General features: G+C 74.7%; 2 protein-coding genes. Both read left to right on the top strand.

Going from position 1 to position 25219, the window contains the following annotated elements; all coding sequences use genetic code 11:
• The first annotated feature begins 42 nt into the window (after window positions 1–42).
• The gene (locus GA0070616_RS01585; RefSeq protein ID WP_091075114.1) at window positions 43–14211 is read left to right on the top strand and encodes a type I polyketide synthase; all 14169 of its coding nucleotides are present in this window, start codon (window positions 43–45) and stop codon (window positions 14209–14211) included.
• A 44-nt stretch (window positions 14212–14255) separates the two neighbouring features.
• Complete coding sequence (locus GA0070616_RS01580; protein ID WP_091075112.1) at window positions 14256–25214, top strand: type I polyketide synthase; 10959 nt, start codon at window positions 14256–14258, stop codon at window positions 25212–25214.
• Window positions 25215–25219 lie beyond the last annotated feature (5 nt).

Here is a 25219-nt window from a genome sequence, read left to right as displayed (position 1 = left end):
CAGCCGCAACGACCACGGCATGCCGAGTGAGGTGGGTCCACGGTGAGCAACGAGGACGAGAAGTACGTCGAGTACCTGAAGCGTACGACCTCGGAGCTGCGGCGTACCCGGCGGCGGCTGCGTGAGCTGGAGGCGCGGGACTCCGAGCCCGTCGCCATCGTGGCGATGAGCTGCCGGTACCCGGGCGGGGTCGACTCACCCGAGCGGTTGTGGGAACTCGTCCGCGACGGCGGTGACGGGATCGGCCCGTTTCCCGCCGACCGGGGCTGGGACCTCGACCGGCTGTTCCACCCCGACCCCGACCACCCCGGCACCAGCTACGTCCGGGAGGGCGGCTTCGTCTACGGCGCCGGGGACTTCGACGCCGACCTGTTCGGCATCAGCCCCCGTGAGGCCCTGGCCATGGACCCGCAGCAGCGGCTGCTGCTGGAGACGTCCTGGGAGGCGTTCGAGCGGGCCGGGCTGCCGCTGCCGACCGTGCGGGGCAGCCGTACCGGGGTGTTCGTCGGGGCGGCCGCACACGGCTACGAGGCGGTGATCGCCCAGGCCGAGAACGGCGAGGGACACCTGCTCACCGGCAACGCCACCAGCGTCGTGTCCGGTCGGGTGGCGTACACCCTCGGCCTGGAAGGTCCGGCTGTCACCATCGACACGGCCTGCTCGGCCTCGCTCGTCGCGATCCACCTGGCCGCCCAGGCGCTGCGCAACGGCGACTGCGAGCTGGCGTTGGCCGGCGGCGTGACGGTGATGCCCACCCCGGCGGTGTTCGTCGGCTTCAGCCGGCAGCGCGGCCTCGCCCCCGACGGCCGGTGCAAGGCCTTCGCCGCCGACGCGGACGGCACCTCCTGGTCCGAGGGGGCCGGCATGCTGCTGCTCGCCCGCCTCTCCGACGCGCAACGTCACGGGTACCCGGTGCTCGCCGTGCTCCGGGGCAGCGCGGTCAACCAGGACGGCGCGTCCAACGGCCTGAGCGCCCCGCACGGCCCCTCCCAGGTGCGGGTCATCCGGCAGGCCCTCGACAACGCCCGGCTCACCCCCGCCGACGTGGACGCCGTGGAGGCGCACGCCACGGGCACGCGGCTCGGCGACCCGATCGAGGCGCAGGCCCTGCTCGCCACCTACGGACAGCGGGGTGCGGCCGCCCCGCTGCTGCTAGGCTCAATCAAGTCCAACATCGGGCACACCCAGGCCGCCGCCGGCGTCGCCGGGGTGATCAAGATGGTGCTGGCGATCCGGCACGGCGTCGTTCCGCCCACCCTGCACGTGGCCGAGCCGTCCCCGCACGTCGACTGGACGGCCGGGGCGGTCGCGCTCGCCACCGAGCCGACCCCGTGGCCGGCCGTGGACCGGCCCCGTCGGGCGGCGGTGTCGTCGTTCGGGGTGTCCGGCACCAACGCCCACGCGATCATCGAGCAGGCTCCGGCACCGCAGGCCGCCGTCGACGAGGCGACGCCCACCGCCGAGCGCCCGACGGTCCCGGTCCTGCTCTCCGCCCGCTCCGCCACCGCGCTCGCCGCCCAGGCCGGCCGCTGGGCCGCCTGGCTGGCCGCCGACCAGGCCAGCCCGCTCGACGTGGCCTTCTCGTCGGTGGTCTGCCGGTCCGCGCTCGAGCACCGGGCGGTCGTCGCCGCCACGGATCGGGACGATCTGCTGGCCGGGCTACGGGCGCTGGCCGCCGACCCGTCGGCCGGCAGGGCCGTCACGGGTACGGCTTCCCCGCGCGGTCAGCTCGCGGTGCTGTTCTCCGGTCAGGGGGCGCAGCGGGTGGGTATGGGTCGGGAGTTGTACGGGGTGTTTCCCGTCTTCGCGTCGGCGTTGGACGAGGTGTGTGGGCATCTGGACCGGGTGTTGGCGCAGCCGTTGAAGCAGGTGTTGTTCGCCGGGGCGGGTACGGCCGAGGCGGAGCTGTTGGATCAGACGGTGTTCACGCAGGCGGCGTTGTTCGCCGTCGAGGTGGCGTTGTTCCGGCTGGTGGAGTCGTTCGGGGTGGTGCCGGACTTCGTGGGTGGGCACTCCATCGGGGAGGTGACCGCCGCGTATGTGGCCGGGGTGCTGTCTCTGGAGCATGCGTGTGCTCTGGTCGCGGCCCGGGGTCGGTTGATGCAGGCGTTGCCGGTCGGCGGTGGGATGCTCGCCGTCAACGCGCCCGAGGCGGACGTGCTGGCCACCCTGGACGGCATGGCCGACCGGGTCAGCGTGGCCGCCGTCAACGGCCCGTCCTCCGTCGTGATCTCCGGCGACGCCGACACCCTGACGGAGGTGGAGCGGACCTGGCAGGGCCGGGGCGTGCGTACCCGGCGGCTCACGGTCAGCCACGCGTTCCACAGCCCGTTGATGGAGCCGATGCTGGCGACGTTCCGGGCGGTCCTCACCCGGCTGACGTTCGCCGCGCCGCACCTGCCGGTGGTGTCGAACGTGACGGGGGCGCTCGCCGACGGCGAGGAGATCCGGACGGTCGACTACTGGGTGCGGCACGTGCGGGAGGCGGTGCGGTACGCCGACGGGATCACCGCGCTGCGGGCGGCGGGTGTGGACACGTTCCTGGAGATCGGCCCGCAGAGTGTGTTGACGGCGATGGCCGCCGACATCCTGCCGGGTGACGACGCCGTGTTGGCCGTGCCCGTTCAGCGGAAGGACCGGTCCGAGGTCGCCGCCCTGCTCGCCGGTCTGGCCGAGTTGCACGTGCACGGCGTTCCCGTCACCTGGCAACCGTGGTTCGCCGACACCGGCGCGACCCGGGTCGACCTGCCGACGTACGCCTTCGCGCATCAGCGCTACTGGCCGCAGGCCGACGGCGTGACCGCCCCGTCGGGCGAGCGCGCCGACGGCACCGAGAGCGACTTCTGGACCGCCGTCGAAAGCGGCGACCTGCCCGCCGTGGCGGCCCACCTGGCCGTCCAGGACGACCCGGACGCCGTGGCGGCCCTCGCCCCGGCCGTACCGGTGCTGTCGTCGTGGCGCCGGGCCCGGTCACGTGACGCCATGGTGGAGGCGTGGTCGTACCGCATCGCGTGGGAGCCGGTCCGTCCGGCCCCCGCCTCGGTCCTCGGGGGCCGCTGGCTCGTCGTCACCCCCGGGGAGGACGCGACCGGGATCGTGGACGTGCTCGGCCGGGCCGGCGGCGACGTCGACGTGCTGGGCGTCCGCCCCGGGGTCGGCCGGGAGGAGTTGGGCACCCTGCTGCGCGACCGCGGGGAGCAGGGCTGGGCCGGCGTGCTCTGCCTGCTTCCCGAGGAGGACGAGCCGCTGCCGGACGCGCCCGCCGTACCTGCCGGGACGGCGCTGCTGCTCGCCCTCGTCCAGGCCCTCGCCGACACCGGTCTGCCCGGCCGGCTGTGGTGTCTCACCCGGGGTGCCGTGGCCGTGGGCGGCGGCGAGACGATCGCCGACCCGTACGCGGCGGCGGCCTGGGGTCTCGGCCGGGTCGTCGCGCTGGAACAGCCGGACCGCTGGGCCGGCCTGATCGACCTGCCCGCGGCCGCGTCGGCCCGGGTCGCCGCCGACGCCGGGTCGGACCACTCCGGTCGGCTCGACCGGGCCGCCGGGGACGCGCTGCTCGCCGTCCTCACCGACGCCGGCCACGACCAGGTGGCGATCCGCCCGCAGGGCGTGTTCGGACGGCGGCTGGTCCCCGCCACCCCGCCTGCCGGGACCGCCTGGCGGCCCACCGGCACGGTGCTCGTCACCGGCGGGACCGGCGCGCTGGGCCGACACGTGGCCCGGTGGCTGCTGGCCAACGGCGCCGCCGAGGTGGTGCTCGCCTCCCGCCGTGGTCCGGACGCCCCCGGCACGGCCGACCTGCTCGACGAGCTGACCGGGCTCGGCGCGGCCAGGGTGGTCGCCTGCGACGTCACCGACGCCGCCGCCGTGACCGCCCTCGTCGCCGGCCTGCCCGCGTTGACCGCCGTCGTGCACACCGCCGGGGTGGTCGACGACGGCGTCCTCGACGGCCTCGATCCGGTCCGGTTGCAGACCGTCCTCGACGGCAAGGTGCGCGCCGCGCGGGTGCTGCACGAGGCCACCGCCGGGCGGAGCCTCGACGCGTTCGTGCTCTTCTCCTCCCTCGCCGGTGTCGTCGGCAGCGCCGGGCAGGGCAACTACGCGGCGGCCAACGCCTACCTCGACGCGTTCGCCGCGTGGCGGCGCGGCCAGGGGCTGCCCGCCACCGCCGTCGGCTGGGGTGCCTGGGCCGCCGACGGCATGGCGGCGGCGACCGCCGCGCTGACGGCCCGGCTCACCCGGGGTGGCGTCAACCCGCTGCCGGCCGTCGAGGCGGTCACCGCGCTCGGCCGGCTGGTCAACGCCGCCGACCCGGCGGTCACCGTCGCCGACGTGGACTGGGGACGCCTCGCCGCGGCCTGGGGCGGGCCGACCCCGCTGATCGCCAACCTGCCCGGGGTGCCGGTGGGGCAGACCGGGCCGGTCCGCGCCGTCGTCGTCGGCCGCTCCCTGCCACAACTCACCGAGCTGGTCCGTGCCCAGGTCGCCGCCGTGCTCGGCTACCCGGCCGGGCAGCCGCTGCCCGACCGCACGTTCCGCGACCTCGGCTTCGACTCGCTCACCGCCGTCGAGCTGCGCAACCGGCTGACCGCCGAGACCGGCATGACCCTGCCCGCCACCCTCGCCTTCGACCACCCCACGGTCGCCGAACTCGCCGCCCACCTGCACGGACTGACCGCCGGTCAGCTTCCCGGCGAGGTGGTCGCCGACGGCGTCGGCCTGCACCGGGAACCCATCGCGATCGTGGCGATGAGCTGCCGCTTCCCCGGCGGCGTGTCGTCGCCCGAGCAGCTGTGGGACCTCGTCGCCGCCGGCACCGACGCGATGACCCTGATGCCCGGCGAGCGTGGTTGGAACCTTGCCGAGCTGTACCACCCCGACCCCGAACACCTCGGCACCAGCTACGTCCGCGAGGGCGGCTTCGTCGCCGGGGCGGGCGATTTCGATCCCGCCTTCTTCGGCATCAGCCCCCGCGAAGCGGTGGCCATGGACCCGCAACAGCGTCTGCTGCTGGAGTCCACCTGGGAGGCGTTCGAGCGGGCCCGCATCGACCCGACCGCGCTGCGCGGCAGCCGCACCGGCGTGTACGTCGGCACCAACGGGCAGGACTACGGCTCGCTGCTGATGGCCGCCGGGGACCTCGACGAGAACTACCTCGCCACCGGCGTCTCGGCCAGCGTCCTCGCCGGGCGGCTGTCGTACACGTTCGGGCTGCACGGCCCGGCCGTCACCGTCGACACGGCCTGCTCGTCGTCGCTGGTCGCGCTGCACCTCGCCGCACAGGCCCTCCAGACGGGGGAGTGTGACCTGGCCCTGGCCGGCGGGGCCACCGTCATGGCCACCCCCGGCATCTTCGTCGGCTTCTCCCGCCAGCGCGGCCTCGCCGCCGACGGGCGGTGCAAGCCGTTCGCCGGCGCGGCTGACGGCACCGGCTGGGGCGAGGGCGTCGGCCTGCTGGTGCTCCAGCGGCTCTCCGACGCGCGCCGCGACGGCAACCCGGTCCTCGCGATCGTACGGGGCAGCGCCGTCAACCAGGACGGCGCGTCGAACGGGCTCACCGCCCCCAACGGCCCCGCCCAGCAGCGCGTCATCCGCCAGGCGCTGGCCAACGCGCGGCTCACCCCCGACCTGGTCGACGCGGTCGAGGCACACGGTACGGGCACCACCCTCGGCGACCCGATCGAGGCGCAGGCGCTGCTCGCCACGTACGGGCAGGACCGACCCGCCGACCGTCCGCTGTGGCTGGGCTCGATCAAGTCGAACGTCGGGCACACCCAGGCCGCCGCCGGCGTGGCGGGGGTGATGAAGATGGTGCTCGCCATGCGGCACGGCGTCCTGCCGCGCACCCTGCACGTCGACGAGCCCACCCCGCACGTCGACTGGTCCGCCGGCCGCGTCGAGCTGCTCACCGAGGCGCGTCCCTGGCAGCCTGTCGACGGCGTACGACGCGCCGGGGTGTCCTCGTTCGGGATCAGCGGCACCAACGTGCACACCATCATCGAGTCGGCACCTGTCGAGGAACCCGCGCCGCAACCGCCGGCCGAGGGCGGCCCGACCGGCGAGCTGCCCTGGGTGCTCTCCGGGCGCACCGTCGACGCCCTCGCCGACCGCGCGCGCGACCTGCGGGAGCACCTGACGGACCTGCCGGACAGCGCCCTCGATGACGTCGGTTGGTCGCTCGTCACCACGCGTTCGCCCCTGGAGCACCGGGCGGTGGTGTTCGCTGCCGGCCGGGAGGAACTGCTCGGCGGACTGGGTGCGGTCGCCGAGGGCGCGATCGCCTCGCACGTCGTCTCTGGTGTCGCGGGCGTGTCGGGTGAGGTGGTGTTCGTCTTCCCCGGTCAGGGTTCGCAGTGGGCGGGGATGGCGGCGGAGTTGCTGGATTCGGCTCCGGTGTTCGCGGAGCGGCTGGCCGCGTGCGCGCAGGCGTTGGATCCGTTCGTGGACTGGTCGCTGCTGGACGTGGTGCGGGGTGTGCCGGACGCGCCGTCGTTGGAGCGGGTCGACGTGGTGCAGCCCGTCCTGTTCGCGGTGGGCGTGTCGTTGGCGGCGTTGTGGGAGTCCTACGGGGTGCGTCCGTCCGCCGTGGTGGGCCACTCGCAGGGTGAGATCGCTGCCGCCTGCGTGGCGGGGGCGTTGACCCTGGAGGACGCGGCGGCGGTGGTGGCGTTGCGCAGCCGGGTCATCGCCGGTGTCGCGGGTGACGGCGGGATGGTGTCGGTGGCGACCACCGCCGAGGAGGTGACCGCGACGATCGCCCGGTGGGAGGGCCGGGTGGCTCTGGCCGCCGTCAACGGGCCGACCTCCGTCGTGGTGTCCGGTGACGTGGCTGCCCTCGACGAACTCGTGGCCTGCTACGAGTCCCGCGATGTCCGGGTCCGTCGCGTCCCGGTGGACTACGCCTCCCACTCGGCGCACGTCGAGTCGTTGCGGGAGCAGTTGCTGGAGTTGCTCGGCGGGTTGCGTCCGCGTACCGCGCAGGTGCGGTTCTGGTCGACGGTGGCGGGGGAGTGGCTGGACACGGCCGCCCTGGACGGGGAGTACTGGTACCGCAATCTGCGGCAGACGGTGCGCTTCGACGAGGCGGTGCGGGGCCTCGTCGCGGCGGGCTGTTCGACGTTCGTGGAGGTCAGTGCACATCCGGTGCTGACGATGGCGGTGCAGGAGAGCGTCGAGGTGGCGGCGGTCGATCCCGCCGCGGTGACCGTGACCGGCAGCCTCCGTCGCGGTGAGGGCGGTCTCGACCGGTTCCACCGCGCGCTCGCCGAGGTCTACACCGGGGGCGTGGCCGTCGACTGGCGGCCCGCGTTCCCCGGCGGGCCGGGCCGTTCGGTCGACCTGCCCACCTACCCCTTCCAACGGCAGCACTACTGGCCGCAGTCGTCCCCTGTGCCCGGCCCCGCCGGCACCGCCGCCGCGCCGACGGCCGACGACGAGGTCGACGCCCGGTTCTGGGCCGCGGTCGAGGCGGAGGACCTGACCGCGCTCACCGCCGAACTCACCGACACCGACGACGCCGGGGCGGTGCCCGAGGCGGCCTTCGCCGACGTGCTGCCCGTGCTCGCCGCCTGGCGGCGCCGGCACCGCGACCGGGTCGCCGTCGACTCCTGGCGGTACCGCGACACCTGGCTGCCCGTCGGTGACGGCGACGAACCCGCCGTCACGGGCACGTGGTGGCTCGTCACCGGCCCTGACGACACCGCCGGCGACCAGGCGGCGTTCTGCCGGGACGCACTCGTCCGGCACGGCGCCACGGTCGTCGCCGTGGAACTGGCCACCGAGCGGACCGACCGGGCCGCCCTCGCGGACCGGGCCCGCGACCTCGCCGCCGCCGGACCCGTCGCCGGAATCGTCTCGCTGCTCGCGCTCGACGAGACGCCGGCCCCCACCCACCCGTCGGTGCCGGTCGGTTTCGCCGGCACCGTCACGCTGACACAGGCCCTCGGCGACGCCGGCATCCGCGCGCCGCTGTGGTGTCTGACCCGGGGTGCCGTCTGCACCGACGCCGCGGATCCGCTGCCCCACCCCGGGCAGCAACTGGCCTGGGGCTTCGGCCGGGTCGCCGCCCTCGAACACCCCGACCGCTGGGGCGGCCTCCTCGACCTGCCCGCCGAGTGGGACGACGCCGCCGGCCGACGGCTCGTGCGCGTGCTCGCCGGCAGCGACGGGGAGGACCAGGTGGCGCTGCGCCGCGCCGGCACGTTCGCCCGCCGGCTGCTGCGCGCCCCGCTGGGTGACGCCCCGCCCGTCCGTACCTGGCGACCGACCGGCACCGCCCTGGTCACCGGCGGCACCGGCGCCCTCGGCGGGCACATGGCCCGCTGGCTCGCCGCCAACGGCGCGTCCCACCTGGTGCTGCTCAGCCGCCGCGGCCGCCAGGCCGAGGGCATCGCCGAGCTGGAGGCCGAGCTGGTCGACCTCGGTGCCCGCGTCACCGTCGCCGCCTGCGACGCCGCCGACCGGGCGGCCCTCGCCGCCGTCATCGACGACCTGCCGGCCGAGCACCCGCTGACCACCGTCGTGCACACCGCCGCCGTGCTCGACGACTCCGTGATCAGCTCACTCACCCTCGACCAGGTCGGCTACGCGCTGCGCGCCAAGGTCACCGCGGCGATCAACCTGCACGAACTCACCCGCGACCGGAACCTCGACGCGTTCATCCTGTTCTCCTCCATGGCCGGCACCGTCGGCAGCTCCGGCGTCGGCAACTACGCCCCCGGCAACGCGTTCCTCAACGCCCTCGCCGAACACCGGCGCGGCCTGGGACTGCCCGCCACGTCGATCGGCTGGGGCGCCTGGTCCGGCGGCGGCATGGCCGAGGGTGACTTCGGCCGGATGCTGCACCGTCACGGTGCCCCCGAGATGCACCCGAGGCTCGCCGTCGCGGCGCTGCACCAGGCAGTCGAGCACGACGAGACGTTCCTGACCGTCTCGCACATCGCCTGGGACCGCTTCTACGTGGCGTTCACCGCGACCAGGCCGGCACCGCTGATCGCCGAGATCCCCGAAGCGCAGGCGCTCGCGGCCACCAAGGGCCTCACCGAAGCGAGGGAGACCGACGAGACCGGTCCCGCCGCCACCTTCGCCCGGATGAGCGCCGGTGAGCGCCAGCAGGCGCTGCTCGACCTGGTCCGCGACCAGGCGGCCACGGTCCTCAAGTACGCCGACGGCCAGGCCATCGACCCGCACCACGCCTTCCGGGACCTCGGCTTCGACTCGGTGACCGCGGTGGAACTGCGCAACCGACTCGCCACCGCCACCGGGCTGCGGCTGCCGGTGACCCTCGTCTTCGACTACCCGACCCCGACCGTGCTCGCCCGGCACCTGCACGAGGAACTCGGGGGCACAGCCGAGACCGCCGTCGCCGCCGCGCCCGTGACCCTGGCCGACGACGAACCCGTCGCCATCGTCGCCATGTCGTGCCGGTTCCCCGGCGGCGCCAACGACCCCGAGCGGTTCTGGCAGATGCTGCACGCCGGCCGCGACGCCGTCTCCGACCTGCCGGCCGACCGGGGCTGGGACATCGACCGGCTGTACGACCCCGACCCCTATTCCACCGGCACCTCCTACGTGCGCAGCGGCGCATTCCTGTACGACGTGGCGGATTTCGATCCCGCCTTCTTCGGGATCTCACCGCGTGAGTCCCTCGCGATGGATCCACAGCAGCGGTTGTTGCTGGAGACGTCGTGGGAGGCGGTCGAACGGGCAGGGGTTGACCCCGGGTCGTTGCGGGGTTCGCGAACAGGGGTGTTCGTGGGCACGAATGGTCAGGACTATGGGGCCCTGTTGGTGATGTCCCCCGAAGAGGTGGAGGGGTTCGGGGCGACGGGAAACGCCGCGAGCGTCCTGTCGGGTCGGGTGGCGTACGCGTTGGGATTGGAGGGGCCGGCGGTGTCCGTCGACACGGCGTGTTCGTCGTCCCTCGTCGCGCTGCACCTGGCGGTGGAGGCGCTGCGCCGGGGCGAGTGCGATCTCGCCCTGGCCGGCGGCGTCACGGTGATGGCGACGCCGGGCCTGTTCGTGGAGTTCTCCCGGCAGCGTGGCCTGGCCGCCGACGGGCGGTGCAAGGCGTTCGCGGCGGCGGCGGACGGCACCGGCTGGGGTGAGGGCGCCGGCATCCTGCTGGTGGAGCGGCTGTCGGACGCGCGACGGCTGGGACACCCGGTGCTGGCGGTGGTACGCGGCTCGGCGGTCAACCAGGACGGCGCGTCCAACGGGCTGACCGCGCCGAACGGCCCCTCGCAGCAGCGGGTCATCCGGCAGGCGCTGGCCAGCGCCCGACTGTCCACGGCCGACGTGGACGTGGTGGAGGCCCACGGCACCGGCACGACCCTGGGTGATCCGATCGAGGCGCAGGCGCTGCTGACGACGTACGGGCAGGACCGGGACGTACCGCTGCTGCTGGGGTCGGTGAAGTCGAACATCGGGCACACGCAGGCCGCCGCCGGGGTGGCGGGCGTGATCAAGATGGTGCTCGCCATGCGGGAGGGGGTCGTACCGGCCACGCTGCACGTGGACGCCCCGTCGCCGCACATCGACTGGTCGGCCGGGGCGGTGGAGTTGGCGACGCAGTCGCGGTCCTGGCCCACGGTGGACCGGCCGCGGCGGGCGGCCGTGTCGTCGTTCGGCATCTCCGGCACGAACGCGCACGTGATCATCGAGCAGGCCGACGAGGCCGAACAGCCGGTCGACGTCGTTGCCGGGCTGGTCGACTCGGACGTGGTGGTGTGGCCGGTGTCGGCGCGGTCGAAGGCCGCCCTGGCGGGTCAGGCGGCGCGGTTGGCGCGGCACGTCCGCGAGCACGAGGGGCTCGACCCGGCGGCGGTGGGCTGGTCCCTGACCACGACCCGCTCCGTCTTCGACCAGCGTGCCGCCGTGACCGGGGCGAACGTCGGGCAACTGCTGTCCGGCCTGGACGCCCTGGCCGCCGGCGTGCCCGCCGGCAACGTGGTGACCGGCACGGCGTCCGGTCACGGCGCCGGTGCGGTGTTCGTGTTCCCGGGGCAGGGCGCGCAGTCGGCGCGGATGGCCGCCGGGCTGGTGGGTCGTACGCCGGTGTTCGACGACCGCCTCGCCGAGTGCCAGCAGGCCCTGGCTCCCCACCTCGACGTGGACCTGGTGGCGGTGCTGACCGGCGACGACGAGTCGTGGCTGGACCGGGTGGAGGTCGTCCAGCCGGTGCTGTGGGCGGTGGGTGTCGCGCTGGCGGCGGTGTGGCGGCACGCGGGGGTGGTGCCCCAGGCGGTCATCGGTCACTCGCAGGGCGAGATCGGCGCGGCCTGCGTGGCGGGCATCCTGTCGGTCCAGGACGCCGCCCGGGTGGTGGCGTTGCGGTCGCGGGCCCTGGCGGTGCTCCGCGGCACGGGAACGATGGCGTCGGTGGACCTGTCCGCCGACGCCGTCGCCGAGCGGCTGCCCGCCTTCCCCGGGGTCGGGGTGGCGGCCGTCAACGGCCCGTCGACCGTCGTCGTCTCCGGGCCGCCGCAGCCGGTGGCCGACCTCGTCGAGGCGTGCCAGGCCGACGGCGTCCGGGCCCGGCTGATCCCGGTGGACTACGCGTCGCACTCCCCGGCCGTCCAGGAGGTCGCCGAGCAGCTCCGCACGGACCTCGCCGACATCGCCCCGCGGGCGGGGCACACCCGCCTCGTGTCGACCCTGACCGGGGACTGGGTGACGCCGGAGACCATGGACGCCGGCTACTGGTACGACAACCTGCGCCGGACCGTGCTGTTCGACACCGCCGTCCGCGCCGCGATCGACGCCGGACACACCACGTTCGTCGAGATCTCCCCGCACCCGGTGCTGACCATGCCGGTCACCGCCATCCTCGACGACACCGGCACGACCGGCCACACGCTGGGCAGCCTGCGCCGGGACGACGACGATCCCACCCGCCTGCTGACCAACCTGGCCACCGCGCACGCCATCGGGCTGCCCGTCGACCTGACGAAGGTCCTCGCCGTGACGCCGGTGGTCGGCCTGCCCACGTACGCCTTCGACCGGACGGGGTTCTGGCCGAGCCGGGCCGACACGACGGCGACGGCGGACCCGGCGTCGAACGGCGTCGACGCCGCGTTCTGGGCGGCCGTCGAACGGGAGGACCTGGCGGCGCTCGCGGACCTCACCGCGCAGGACGCCGCCGACTCGCTGGAGCGGCTGGGCGCGGCCCTGCCCGTGCTCGCCTCCTGGCGGCGTCAGCAGCGGAGCCGGTCCACCCTGGACGAGCTGCGCTACCGCAGCGTCTGGCAGCCGTACCCCGGCACACCCGTCGGCTTCCTCACCGGTGCCTGGTGGGTCGTCGCGGACGAGCACCGCGCGGCCGAAGGTGAGGCCGCTGTGGCCGAGCTTGCCCAGCGGGGCGCCGACGCCCGGCTCGTGCTGCTGCCGGAGGACCTGACCGACCGGGCGGGCGTCGCCGGGCACCTGACCGCCGCCGTCCGGACCGACGACGGCGGACGCGCACCCGTGGACGGCGTCCTGTCCCTGCTCGCCCTCGCCGATGCCCCGGTCGACGACACCCAGCCGGTGCCACCCTTCCTGGCCCGGTCCCTCGCCCTGGTGCAGGCCCTCGGCGACCTCGACGTGGCCGCCCCGCTGTGGTGTGTCACCCGGGGGGCCGCCGGCACCACGCGGGGCGGCGCCGCGGCACGGCCGGAGCAGTCGCTGCTCTGGGGCCTCGGCCGGGTCGTCGCCCTCGAACACCCGGAGCGCTGGGGTGGGCTGGTGGACGTGCCGGCCACCCTCGACGGTCACGGCTGGGACCTGCTCTGCGCCGCCCTGACCGGTCTCGACGGCGAGGACCAGCTCGCCGTCGACGGCGCCACGATCCTGGTGCGCCGGCTGGTGCGGGCACCCGGCGGCACCGACGTCGTCGAGGATCCCGACCACGGCGGCACGACGCTGATCACCGGCGGCACCGGCGCCCTCGGCGCGGAGGTGGCCCGCTGGCTGGCCGCCCGGGGCGCCGAGCACCTGCTGCTGGCCAGCCGCCAGGGCCCGGACGCTCCCGGCGCGACGGACCTCGTCCGGGAACTGACCGACGTCGGCGTGCGGGTCACCGTCGCCGCCTGCGACGTGGCCGACCGGGCCGCGCTGGCGAAGCTGCTCGCCGAGGTGCCCGCCGACGCGCCGCTGACCGGGGTGGTGCACGCGGCCGGGGTCCTCGACGACGGCGTCCTCGACGGCCTCACCGCCGACCGGCTCGCCGTGGTGCTGCGACCCAAGGTGCTCGGCGCACTGCACCTGCACGAGCTGACCGCCGACCTGCCGCTGCGCACGTTCGTGCTGTTCTCCGCGATGGTCGGCCAGCTCGGTGCCGCCGGGCAGGGCAGCTACGCCGCCGCGAACGCCTACCTCGACGCGCTCGCCGAGCAGCGGCACCGGCAGGGCCTGGCGGCCACCTCGATCGCCTGGGGGCCCTGGGCGGCCGGCGGGATGGCCGCCGCCGACCAGGCCGTGGAGGAGCGCCGCCGTCGTACCGGCGTCGCCCGCCTCGACACCGCGACCGCGTTCGCCGCGCTCGTGCGCTGCGTGGCCCGCCGCGAGCCGGCGATGCTGGTGGCCGGCATCGACTGGGCACGGTACGTGCCGGGGTTCGTCACCGTGCGGCCCAGCCCGCTGCTCACCGGCGTCGCCGAGGCGCAACGGGCCGCCGCCGAGCGGGCCGAGGACGCGGGGCCGTCCGCGGAGTCCCTCGCCGCGCTGCTGGCCGGGCAGACCGACGCCGAGCGCCGCCGGACCCTGCTCGACCTGGTACGCGGCCAGGCCGCCGCCGTGCTCGGGCACGCCTCGGCCGACGCCGTCGAGCCGGACCGGGCGTTCCGGGAGCTCGGCTTCGACTCGCTCACCGCGGTCGAGCTGCGCAACCGGCTGACGGCGGCGACGGGCGTACGGCTGCCCGCCACGGTCGTCTTCGACTACCCGACCGCCGCCGGCCTCGCCGAGTACGTCCGGGCGGCGGTCGTCGACGGTGGCGTGGTCGGCGTCGCCCCGGTCTTCGGGGAGCTGGACAGGTTGGAAGCGGCGCTGACCGGCTCGGCGCCGGACCGCAGCGCCCGGAAACGGATCACGGAACGGCTGCGGGCGCTGCTCGCCTCCCTCAACGAGGACGACAACCCGGCGGGCGGCGCGGACGCCGTCGCCGAGAAGCTCCAGGACGCCACGCCCGACGAGGTCTTCGACTTCATCGACCGGGAGTTGGGAGCGTCCTGACGTGATCGCTGCGTGCACGGGTCAACACAAGGAGTGGGCGGTCCATGGCTGACGAGGCGAAGCTTCTCGACTACCTCAAGCGGGTCACCGCCGACCTGCACCAGGTGCGGCAGCGGCTCCGCGAGGTGGAGGCCGGCGAGCAGGAACCGGTGGCCATCGTCTCCATGAGCTGCCGCCTGCCCGGCGGGGTGCGGACGCCGGAGGACCTGTGGGAGGTGGTCGCGTCCGGACGGGACGTGATCTCCGACTTCCCCGACGACCGGGGCTGGGACCTCGCGTCCCTGTACGACGCGGACCAGGAGCAGGGCGCGCCGGGCACGTCGTACACGGCCCAGGGCGGCTTCGTCCACGACCTGGCCGACTTCGACCCGGCCCTGTTCGCCATCTCGCCCCGCGAGGCCCTGGCCATGGACCCGCAGCAGCGGTGGCTGCTGGAGACCTCCTGGGAGGTCCTGGAACGGGCCGGCATCGACCCGCACTCGCTCAAGGGCAGCCGCACCGGTGTCTTCGCCGGCAGCACCGGCCAGGACTACGGCAGCGTGCTGATGGGCGCCGCGCAGGGCCTCGAGGGGCACCTGATGACCGGCAACGCCGGCAGCGTCGTCTCGGGCCGGATCGCCTACACGTTCGGCCTGGAGGGCCCGGCCGTCACCGTCGACACCGCCTGCTCGTCGTCGCTGGTCGCTCTGCACCTGGCCGCCCAGGCGCTGCGCCAGCAGGAGTGCACCCTGGCCATCGTCGCCGGCGTCACCGCCATGTGCACCCCGGGCGCGTTCGTCGAGTTCTCCCGCCAGCGCGGCCTCGCCGCCGACGGCCGGTGCAAGGCGTTCGCCGCCGCCGCCGACGGCACCAGCTGGTCCGAGGGGGTCGGCGTCCTGCTGCTGGAGCGGCTCTCCGACGCCCGACGCAACGGCCATCCGATCCTCGCCGTCGTGCGGGGCAGCGCGGTCAACTCGGACGGCGCGTCCAACGGGCTGAGCGCCCCGAACGGCCCGGCGCAGCAGCGCGTCATCCAGCAGGCCCTCGCCAACGCCGGCCTCGCCGCCGGCGGCGTCGACGTCGTGGAGGCGCACGGCACGGGCACCCGGCTCGGCGACCCGATCGAGGCACAGGCGCTGCTCGCCACGTACGGGCAGGACCGGGGCGGCGCGGAGCCGCTGCTGCTCGGCTCGGTCAAGTCGAACATCGGCCACGCGCAGGCCGCCGCCGGCGTCGCCGGGGTGATCAAGATGGTGATGGCGATGCGGCACGGCGTCGTTCCGCCCACCCTGCACGTCGACGAGCCCACCCCGCAGGTCGACTGGTCCGACGGCGCCGTCGAACTGGTCACCGAGGCGACACCGTGGCCCGCGGTGGACCGCCCCCGCCGCGCGGCGGTGTCGTCGTTCGGGGTGTCCGGCACCAACGCGCACACCATCCTGGAACAGGCCCCCGCTCCCGAGCCCGCCCCCGCCGCCGCACCGGCGGTCGAGCTGCCGGCCCTGCCCGTGACCGTGTCGGCCCGGGACGCCGCCGCGCTCGCCGCCCAGGCGGGTCGTTGGGCGGCCTGGCTGGAAGGCGACGCCGACCTGCGGATGCGGGACGTGGCCTTCTCGTCGGTCACCACCCGATCCACCCTGGACGCCCGCGCGGTGGTCGCCGCGAGCGACCGGGACGACCTGCTGGCCGGGCTGCGGGCGCTGGCGGCGGGGCAGCCGTCGGCGGTGGTGGTCACCGGCCAGGCCGGCGACCGGGGTCCGCTCGCGGTGCTGTTCTCCGGTCAGGGGGCGCAGCGGGTGGGTATGGGTCGGGAGTTGTACGGGGTGTTTCCCGTCTTCGCGTCGGCGTTGGACGAGGTGTGTGGGCATCTGGACCGGGTGTTGGCGCAGCCGTTGAAGCAGGTGTTGTTCGCCGGGGCGGGTACGGCCGAGGCGGAGCTGTTGGATCAGACGGTGTTCACGCAGGCGGCGTTGTTCGCCGTCGAGGTGGCGTTGTTCCGGCTGGTGGAGTCGTTCGGGGTGGTGCCGGACTTCGTGGGTGGGCACTCCATCGGGGAGGTGACCGCCGCGTATGTGGCCGGGGTGCTGTCTCTGGAGCATGCGTGTGCTCTGGTCGCGGCCCGGGGTCGGTTGATGCAGGCGTTGCCGGTCGGCGGCGGGATGCTCGCCGTCAACGCGCCCGAAACCGAGGTGGTCGAGTCGATCTCCGGCCTGGTCGACCGGGTCGGCATCGCCGCCGTCAACGGGCCGACCTCCGTCGTCGTCTCCGGTGACGTGGCGACGCTCGACGACGTCGAACAGGTCTGGAAGACCCGGGGGGCCCGCACCCGGCGGCTCACGGTCAGCCACGCGTTCCACAGTCCGCTGATGGAGCCGATGCTGGCGGAGTTCCGGGCGGTCCTGGACGGGTTGACGTTCGCCGCGCCGGTGGTGCCCGTCGTGTCGAACGTGACGGGGGCGCTCGCCGGCGGCGAGGAGATCCGGACGGTCGACTACTGGGTGCGGCACGTGCGGGAGGCGGTGCGGTACGCCGACGGGATCACCGCGCTGCGGGCGGCGGGTGTGGACACGTTCCTGGAGATCGGCCCGCAGAGTGTGTTGACGGCGATGGCCGCCGACATCCTGCCGGGTGACGACGCCGTGTTGGCCGTGCCCGTTCAGCGGAAGGACCGGTCCGAGGTCGCCGCCCTGCTCGCCGGTCTGGCCGAGTTGCACGTGCACGGCGTTCCCGTCACCTGGCAACCGTGGTTCGCCGACACCGGCGCGACCCGGGTCGACCTGCCGACGTACGCCTTCCAGCACCAGCGCTACTGGCCGCAGGCCGGTGCCGGATGGACCGGGGACGTCACCGCCGTCGGCCTGCGCCCCGCGCAACACCCCCTGCTCGGCGCCGCCGTCGGGGTCGCACACGCCGAGGGGTTCCTGTTCACCGGCCGGCTGGCCCGGCGTACCCACCCGTGGATCAGCGACCACGTCGTGTTCGACACCGTACTGCTGCCCGGCACCGGCTTCGTCGAACTCGCCCTCCAGGCCGGTGCGCACGTCGGCGCGGACCACGTGCGGGAACTCACCCTGGAGTCGCCGCTGATCCTGCCGGAGAGCGGCGGGGTCGACATCCAGCTGTGGATCGGCCCGGCCGACGAGACCGGCTGCCGGTCCGTGTCCCTGCACTCCGCCCCGGCCGGCGAGTCCACCGACGCCGCCGCCGAGCGCGTCTGGACCCGCAACGCCAGCGGCGTACTGGCGAACGGGCCGGCCGCGCCCAGCGGGCCCACCGGCTGGTCCGACCTGACCGCCTGGCCGCCCGCCGGCGCGACCGAGGTCCCCACCGACGACCTGTACCTGAACCTCGCGGCCCAGGGCTACGACTACGGCCCCTCCTTCATCGCGCTGCGCTCGGCCTGGCGGCGCGGTGACGACCTCTTCGCCGAACTGGCGCTGCCCGAGACACCCGCCGCCGAAGCCGGCGGGTACGGCCTGCACCCGGCGCTGCTCGACGCGGCCCTGCACACCCTCGGCCTCACCCCGCCCGGCGGCGCCCCGGCCGGGCCGAACATCCCGCCCGGCCACGGCCGGCTGCCGTTCTCCTGGAACGACGTCGCCCTGCACGCCGCCGGCGCGGCGGCGGCCCGGGTCCGCGTCACGCACACCGGCACCGACAGCATCTCGCTGCTGCTGGCCGACGTCACCGGTGCCCCGCTCATCTCCGTCGGCTCCCTCGTGCTGCGGCCGGTCACGGCCGACCAGCTCCGCACCGCCGGTGGTGGCGTCGAGTCGCTCTACCGGATCGACTGGACCCCGCTGGCCGCACCCGCCGGGCCGTCCACCGCCGCGTGGGCGGTCGTCGGTGACACCGACCTGGTCGGGGCGATCGCCGACACCGGAACCGCCGTGGCCGGATACCCCGACATGGCCGCCCTGCGCGACGCCATGAACGCCGGTTCGGACGCCGGCACGGACGTCCCCGACGTGCTGGTCGTGCCGTTCCTCGCGCCGTCTGCCGGCCCGCAGGTGCCGCGGGCGGTCGCCGAGGGCACCCATCGGGCGCTCGCCGTGCTCCAGCAGTTCCTCGCCGACGACCGGTTCGTCGAATCCAGGCTGGTCGTGCTGACCCGCGGTGCGGTCGCCACGGCCCAGGACACCGACCTGACCGACCTGGCCGGTGCGGCCATCATCGGTCTGCTCCGCTCCGCGCAGTCGGAGAACCCGGACCGGTTCCTCCTCGTGGACGTGGACGACGTGGCCGGCGCAGCCGCCACCCTCGTCGCGATCGCCGACACCGACGAACCGCAGGTCGTGATCCGCTCCGGCGTCGCAGCCGGCGGCCGACTCACCCGGGTGCCGGTTCCGGCCGAGCCGCCCGTCGCACCGTTCGACGGCGACGGGACCGTCCTGATCACCGGCGCGACCGGCACCCTCGGCCAGCTCATGAGCCGGCACCTGGTGACCCGGTACGGCGTCCGGCACCTGATCCTCACCAGCCGGCGCGGCCGGGCCGCCGACGGCGTCGCCGAACTCTGCGACGACCTGGCGGCCCTCGGCGCGACGGTCACCGTCGCCGCCTGCGACGTAGCCGACCGCGACGCGGTGGCCGACCTGCTCGCCGGCATTCCCGCCGCGCATCCGCTCACCGCCGTCATCCACGCCGCCGGTGTCCGCGACGACGGCGTCATCTCCTCGCTCACCCCGGAGCGGATGGACGGGGTGCTGCGGCCCAAGGTCGACGCGGCGTGGAACCTGCACGAGCTGACCGCCGACCTTGACCTGAAGGCGTTCGTCTCGTACTCGTCGCTCGCCGCCACCGCCGGCGGACCCGGCCAGGGCAACTACGCCGCCGCGAACGCCTTCCTCGACGGCCTCGCCCACCACCGGCGGGCACATGGTCGCGCCGCGCTCACCCTCGCCTGGGGCCTGTGGGCCGACCGCAGCGGCATGACCACCGAACTGGACGACGTCCACCTCAACCGGATCTCCCGCTCCGGCGTCGCCGCGATGGAGGCCGAGGAGGGCCTCGCTCTCTTCGACGCCGCCTGCCGCACCACCGACGCCGCTCTGGTCCCGGCCCGCCTCGACCTCGCCGCGATGAAGGTGCAGTTCGCCGGCGGCAGCGTCCCACCGCTGTACCGGGCGCTGATCCGCACCCCCGCCCGCGCCGCGGCGGCAGCGACCACCGGCGCCTCCCTCGTCCAGCAGCTCGCCGCGCTCGGCGACCCCGACCGGCTCGCCGCGCTGGTGGAGATCGTGCGGGGGCAGGCCGCCGCCGTGCTCGGCTACCCCGACCCGGCCGCGATCGAGCCGCGCCAGGCGTTCAGCGAGTTCGGCTTCGACTCGCTGACCGCCGTGGAGATGCGCAACCGGCTCAACAACGCGTTCGGGATGCGGCTGCCGGCCACCCTCGTCTTCGACTACCCGACCCCGCACGACCTGGCCACGTTCCTCGGCACCGAGATCGCCGGCACGCCCGTACCGGCCCGCCCCGTGACCAGCGCCGTCGCCGTCTCCGACGACGAACCCCTCGCCATCGTCGGCATGGCCTGCCGGCTGCCCGGCGGGGTGTGGTCGCCGGACGACCTGTGGCGGCTCGTCGCCGACGGTGTCGACGCCATCAGCGACCTGCCCACCGACCGGGGCTGGGACCTCGACTCCCTGTACAACCCCGACCCCGACGCCGCCGGCACCTTCTACGCCCGGGGCGGCGGCTTCCTGCACGGCGTCGACCGGTTCGACCCCGCCTTCTTCGGCATCAGCCCGCGCGAGGCCCTCGCCATGGACCCGCAGCAGCGGCTGCTGCTGGAGACCACCTGGGAGACCTTCGAGTCCGCCGGCATCGACCCGGCCACCGCGAGGGGCAGCAGCACCGGCGTCTTCGTCGGCACCAGCGGCCAGGACTACGGCTCCCTGCTGGCGTACGCGCCGGAAGGCGCCGAGGGCTACGCGCTGACCGGGATCACCAGCAGCGTGATCTCCGGGCGGGTCGCGTACGTCTTCGGCCTCGAAGGCCCGGCGGTCTCCCTCGACACCGCCTGCTCGTCGTCGCTGGTGGCCCTGCACTGGGCCGGTCAGGCGCTGCGACGCGGCGAGTGTGACATGGCCCTGGCCGGCGGCGTGATGGTGATGGCCACCCCGACGGCGTTCGTGGAGTTCTCCCGCCAGCGGGGCCTGTCCGCCGACGGGCGGTGCAAGTCGTTCGCCGCCTCGGCCGACGGAACCGGCTGGTCCGAGGGCGTGGGCATGCTGCTCGTGCAGCGGCTCAGCGACGCCCGTCGGCAGGGCCGCCAGATCCTCGCGGTGGTACGCGGCTCGGCGGTCAACTCCGACGGCGCGTCCAACGGGTTGACGGCCCCCAACGGCCCGTCGCAGCAGCGGGTGATCCGGCAGGCCCTTGCGTCGGCGCGGTTGTCGACGGCGGATGTGGATGTGGTGGAGGCGCACGGTACGGGCACGACTCTGGGTGATCCGATCGAGGCGCAGGCGTTGTTGGCGACGTATGGGCAGGATCGTGCCGGTCGGGTGCCGTTGTTGTTGGGGTCGGTGAAGTCGAACATCGGGCATGCTCAGGCGGCTGCGGGTGTGGCTGGTGTGATCAAGATGGTGTTGGCGATGCGGGAGGGGGTGGTGCCGGCGACGTTGCATGTGGATGCGCCGTCGCCGCACATCGACTGGTCGGCTGGTGCGGTGGAGTTGGTGACCGAGGCGCGGCCGTGGCCGGAGACGGGTCGGCCGCGTCGGGCGGCGGTGTCGTCGTTCGGTATCTCCGGCACCAACGCCCACGTCATCGTCGAGCAGGCCGAGGAGCCGGTGGCACCGGCCCCCGCCGCACCGGTGTCCGGCCTGGTCGAGGCGGCCGTGACGGTGTGGCCGATCTCGGCGCGGTCGAAGGCCGCGCTGGCCGGTCAGGCCGAGCGGCTGGCCGCGCACGTGCGCGAGCGTGTCGGCGTCGAGCCGGGCGCGGTGTCTTGGTCCCTGGCCACCCTCCGGTCGACGTTCGACCAGCGGGCCGCCGTGGTCGGTGCAGACGTCGATGACCTGCTGGCCGGGTTGGATGCCCTGGCCGCCGGCTCCCCGGCCGGCACGGTCGTCACCGGCCTGGCCTCCGGCCACGGCGCCGGTCCCGTGTTCGTGTTCCCGGGTCAGGGCGCCCAGTCGGCGCGGATGGCGGCCGGCCTCGTCGGCCGGACCCCGGTGTTCGATGCGGTGTTGGCCGACTGTCAGCGGGCTCTCGCGCCCTATCTGGACGTCGACCTGGTCGCCGTGCTGACCGGGGATGACGAGTCGTGGTTGGAGCGGGTCGAGGTGGTGCAGCCGGTGCTGTGGGCCGTCGGTGTCGCTCTCGCCGCTGTCTGGCGGCACGTGGGTGTGGTGCCGCAGGCGGTGATCGGTCATTCGCAGGGTGAGATCGGTGCGGCGTGTGTGGCGGGGATCCTGTCGCTGGACGATGCGGCAAAGACCGTCGCCCTGCGGTCGCGGGCCCTGGCGGTGCTGCGTGGCACCGGCACGATGGCCTCGGTCGACCTGCCCGTCGAGGCGGTGGCGCAGCGGCTGCCCGCGTACGACGGCGTGGGGGTGGCCGCCGTGAACGGCCCGTCGACGGTGGTGGTGTCGGGGCCGCCGCAGCCGGTGGCGGATCTGGTGGACGCGTGCCAGGCCGACGGGATCCGGGCCCGGTTGATTCCGGTGGACTACGCCTCCCATTCCGTGGCCGTGCAGGAGGTCGCCGAGCAGTTGCGCGCGGACCTGGCGGACGTGACGCCGCAGGCGGGTCACACGCGGCTGGTGTCGACGTTGACCGGTGACTGGGTGGATCCGGGGTCGATGACGGCTGAGTACTGGTACGACAACCTGCGCCAGACCGTGCGGTTCGACCCGGCCGTCCGGGTGGCGATCGCCGCCGGTCACCGCACGTTCGTGGAGGTCAGCCCGCATCCGGTGCTGACCATGCCGGTGACGGCGATCCTGGACGACACCGACACCAGCGGACACGTGCTGGGCAGCCTGCGTCGGGGTGACGACGACCCCACCCGGTTGTTGACCAACCTCGCCACCGCCCACACCATCGGCCTGCCCGTCGACCTCACCCGCGTCCTGCCCCGGACCGACACCGTCGACCTGCCCACCTACGCCTTCGACCACCAGCGGTTCTGGGTCGACCCGCCCGCGCACCAGACCCACGACGTCGCCTCCGCCGGCCTCCAGGACGCCGGACACCCGCTGCTCAGCGCCACGCTGACCTTCCCCGACAGCGAGCGGATGGTCTTCACCGGGCGGCTGTCGGTGCGTACCCACCCGTGGCTCGGCGAGCACCGCGTGATGGACAACATCCTGCTGCCCGGCACCGCCTTCGTGGAGCTGGCCACGTACGCCGGTGAGCAGGCCGGCTGCCCGACGCTGGAGGAGCTGACGCTGCTCGCCCCCCTCGTCCTGCCCGAACTCGGCTCCCTCCAGGTGCAGCTCACCGTCGGCGAGCGCGACGACGACGGCCGCCGCACCGTGCAACTGCACTCCCGCCCCTACCGGGACGGCTCCGACGAGATCCTCGCCGACGTCGCGTGGACCTGCCACGCCACCGGCCTGGTCGCCCCGCCGCAGTCCGACCCGCCCGCCTTCGACCTCGGGGTGTGGCCGCCACCCGGAGCCACCCCCGTCGACTCCAGCGAGTTCTACGCCGGCATCGAAGCCTCCGTCTTCGGGTACGGCCCGGCGTTCCGCGGACTGCGTGCCGCGTGGACCCGCGGCGACGAGGTCTTCGCCGAGGTGGAGCTGCCCGCCGAACACCACGCCGAGGCGGGCCGGTTCGGCGTCCATCCGGCGTTGCTGGACGGCGCGTTGCAGGCCATGTCGATCGGCGGCTTCCTCGGCCGGATGGGCGACGGCGCCGACGCCACCGTGCCCCGCCTTCCGTTCGCCTGGACCGGGGTCTCCCTGCTCGCCGCCGGGGCCACCGCCCTGCGGGTCCGCGTCGCCGCGGCCGGCGAGGTCGGCGTCTCCTTCCAGGTCGCCGACGCCACCGGCACGCCCGTGCTGCACGTCGACTCACTGATCATGCGCCGGGTGTCCGGCGACTCCCTCGGCGCGGCCCGCTCCGGCCGGCACGAGTCGCTGTTCCGGGTGGACTGGCCGACGTTGCCGGTGCCCACCGGCCCGGTCCCGGCGGCCAGTCGCTGGGTGGTCCTCGCCGACGACGACCTGACCCTCAGCGGCGCCTGCGAGTCGGCCGGCGCGCGGGTGCGCACCGACGTCGACCTGGACTCCCTCGCCGACCTGCTCGCCGGCGGCGAACCCACCCCCGAGGCGGTGATCGTCCCGGTCGGCGAAGGCCACGACGACATCCCGGACCTGGAGCTCGCCGTCCAGGCCCGCCACGAGACGCACCGTACCCTCGCGGCGTTGCGGACCTGGCTCGCCGACGACCGGTTCGCCGGGTCCCGGCTGGTGCTGGTGACCCGCGACGCGGTGGCGGTGGGGGAGCAGCACCGGGTGAACCTGCGCCAGGCCCCGGTGTGGGGCCTGTTGCGCGCCGCCCAGCTCGAACACCCGGACCGGTTGCAACTGGTCGACATCGACGACGACCCGGACAGCGCCGCCGTGCTGGCCGCCGCGATCGGCTCGGGGGAGCCGCAGGCCGCGATCCGTGCCGGACAGGTACGTACCCCGCGTCTCGGGCGGGTGCCGGCCGGCGTGGAACCGCTGCCCGGCGGCATCGACCCGGCCGGCACCGTGCTGATCACCGGTGGCACCGGCGTGCTCGGCCGGCTGCTGGCCCGGCACCTCGCCACCACCCACGGCGTGCGGCACCTGCTGCTGGCCGGACGGCGCGGCGCGGCGGCGGACGGGATCGAGAACCTGGTCACCGACCTCGCCGGTGCCGGTACGCGGGTGACCGTCGCCGCCTGCGACGTCGCCGACCCGGACGCCCTGGCCACGCTGCTCGCCGGGATCCCCGCCGAGCACCCGCTCACCGCCGTGGTGCACGCCGCCGGCGTCCTCGACGACGGGGTGCTGGAGTCGATGACTCCCGACCGGATCGACGCGGTGGCGGTGCCGAAGATCGACGCGGCGTGGCACCTGCACCGGCTCACCGCCGGGCACGACCTCGCCGCGTTCGTGCTGTTCTCCTCGGCGGCGGCGAGTCTGGGCAGCGCCGGCCAGTCCAACTACGCGGCGGCGAACGCCTTCCTCGACGCCCTCGCCGCCCACCGTCGGGCCCAGGGGCTGTCCGGCATCTCACTGGCCTGGGGCCTCTGGGAACAGGCCAGCGGCATGACCGGCCACCTCGCCGACACCGACGTGCGGCGCATCGCCGAGCAGGGCGCGGCCGGGCTGGCCACCGAGCAGGCGCTGCACCTGTTCGACGCCGCGTGGCGGCTCGACGCCGCAGCGGTCGTCCCCATGCGACTGGACGTCGCGACCCTGCGCACGCAGGCCGAGGCCGGGGCCCTCGCCCCGCTGCTGCGCGCCCTGGTCCGGGTACCGGTGCGCCGCTCGGTCGACGCCGGAGCCCGTTCCGGCGGGGTGTCGCTCGGTCAGCGGGTCGCCGGCCTGGCCGGCCCCGAACGGCTCAAGGTCGTCCTCGACGTGGTCCGGGCCAACATCGCCGCCGTCCTCGGCCATGCCGGTGCCGACGCGGTCGACCCGGGCCGGCTCTTCACCGAACTGGGCTTCGACTCGCTCACCGCCGTCGACCTGCGGAACCGGCTCAACACCCTGTCCGGGCTGCGGCTGCCGGCCACGCTGGTCTTCGACTATCCGACCCCGACCGCCCTCGCCGAGAAGCTGGCCGGGGAGATCGCCGCCGGGACCGCACCGTCCACCCAGCCCCTCTTCCAGGGCATCGACGCGGTGGAAAGCCTGCTCACCACGATCCCGCTCGACCCGGCCGCCCAGGCCCGGTTCGCCGCCCGCATGCAGGACCTGCTCGCCAAGGCGTCCGACCTCGCCGCCGGTCCCGACCAGGACCGGCCCGATCTCGAATCGGCCAGCGACGACGAGATCTTCGACTTCATCAGCAAAGAGTTTGGAATCTCCTGAGATGA

The sequence above is a fragment of the Micromonospora nigra genome, from assembly GCF_900091585.1.
Classification (GTDB): domain Bacteria; phylum Actinomycetota; class Actinomycetes; order Mycobacteriales; family Micromonosporaceae; genus Micromonospora; species Micromonospora nigra.
Note: the sequence above shows the minus strand (reverse complement) of the source record. Positions and strands in the feature narration are given on the sequence as shown.

Bases quoted from the DNA above. Each gene is read 5' to 3' on its own strand.
- GA0070616_RS01580 (WP_091075112.1), top strand. From the start codon at position 14,256: ATGGCTGACGAGGCGAAGCTTCTCGACTACCTCAAGCGGGTCACCGCC.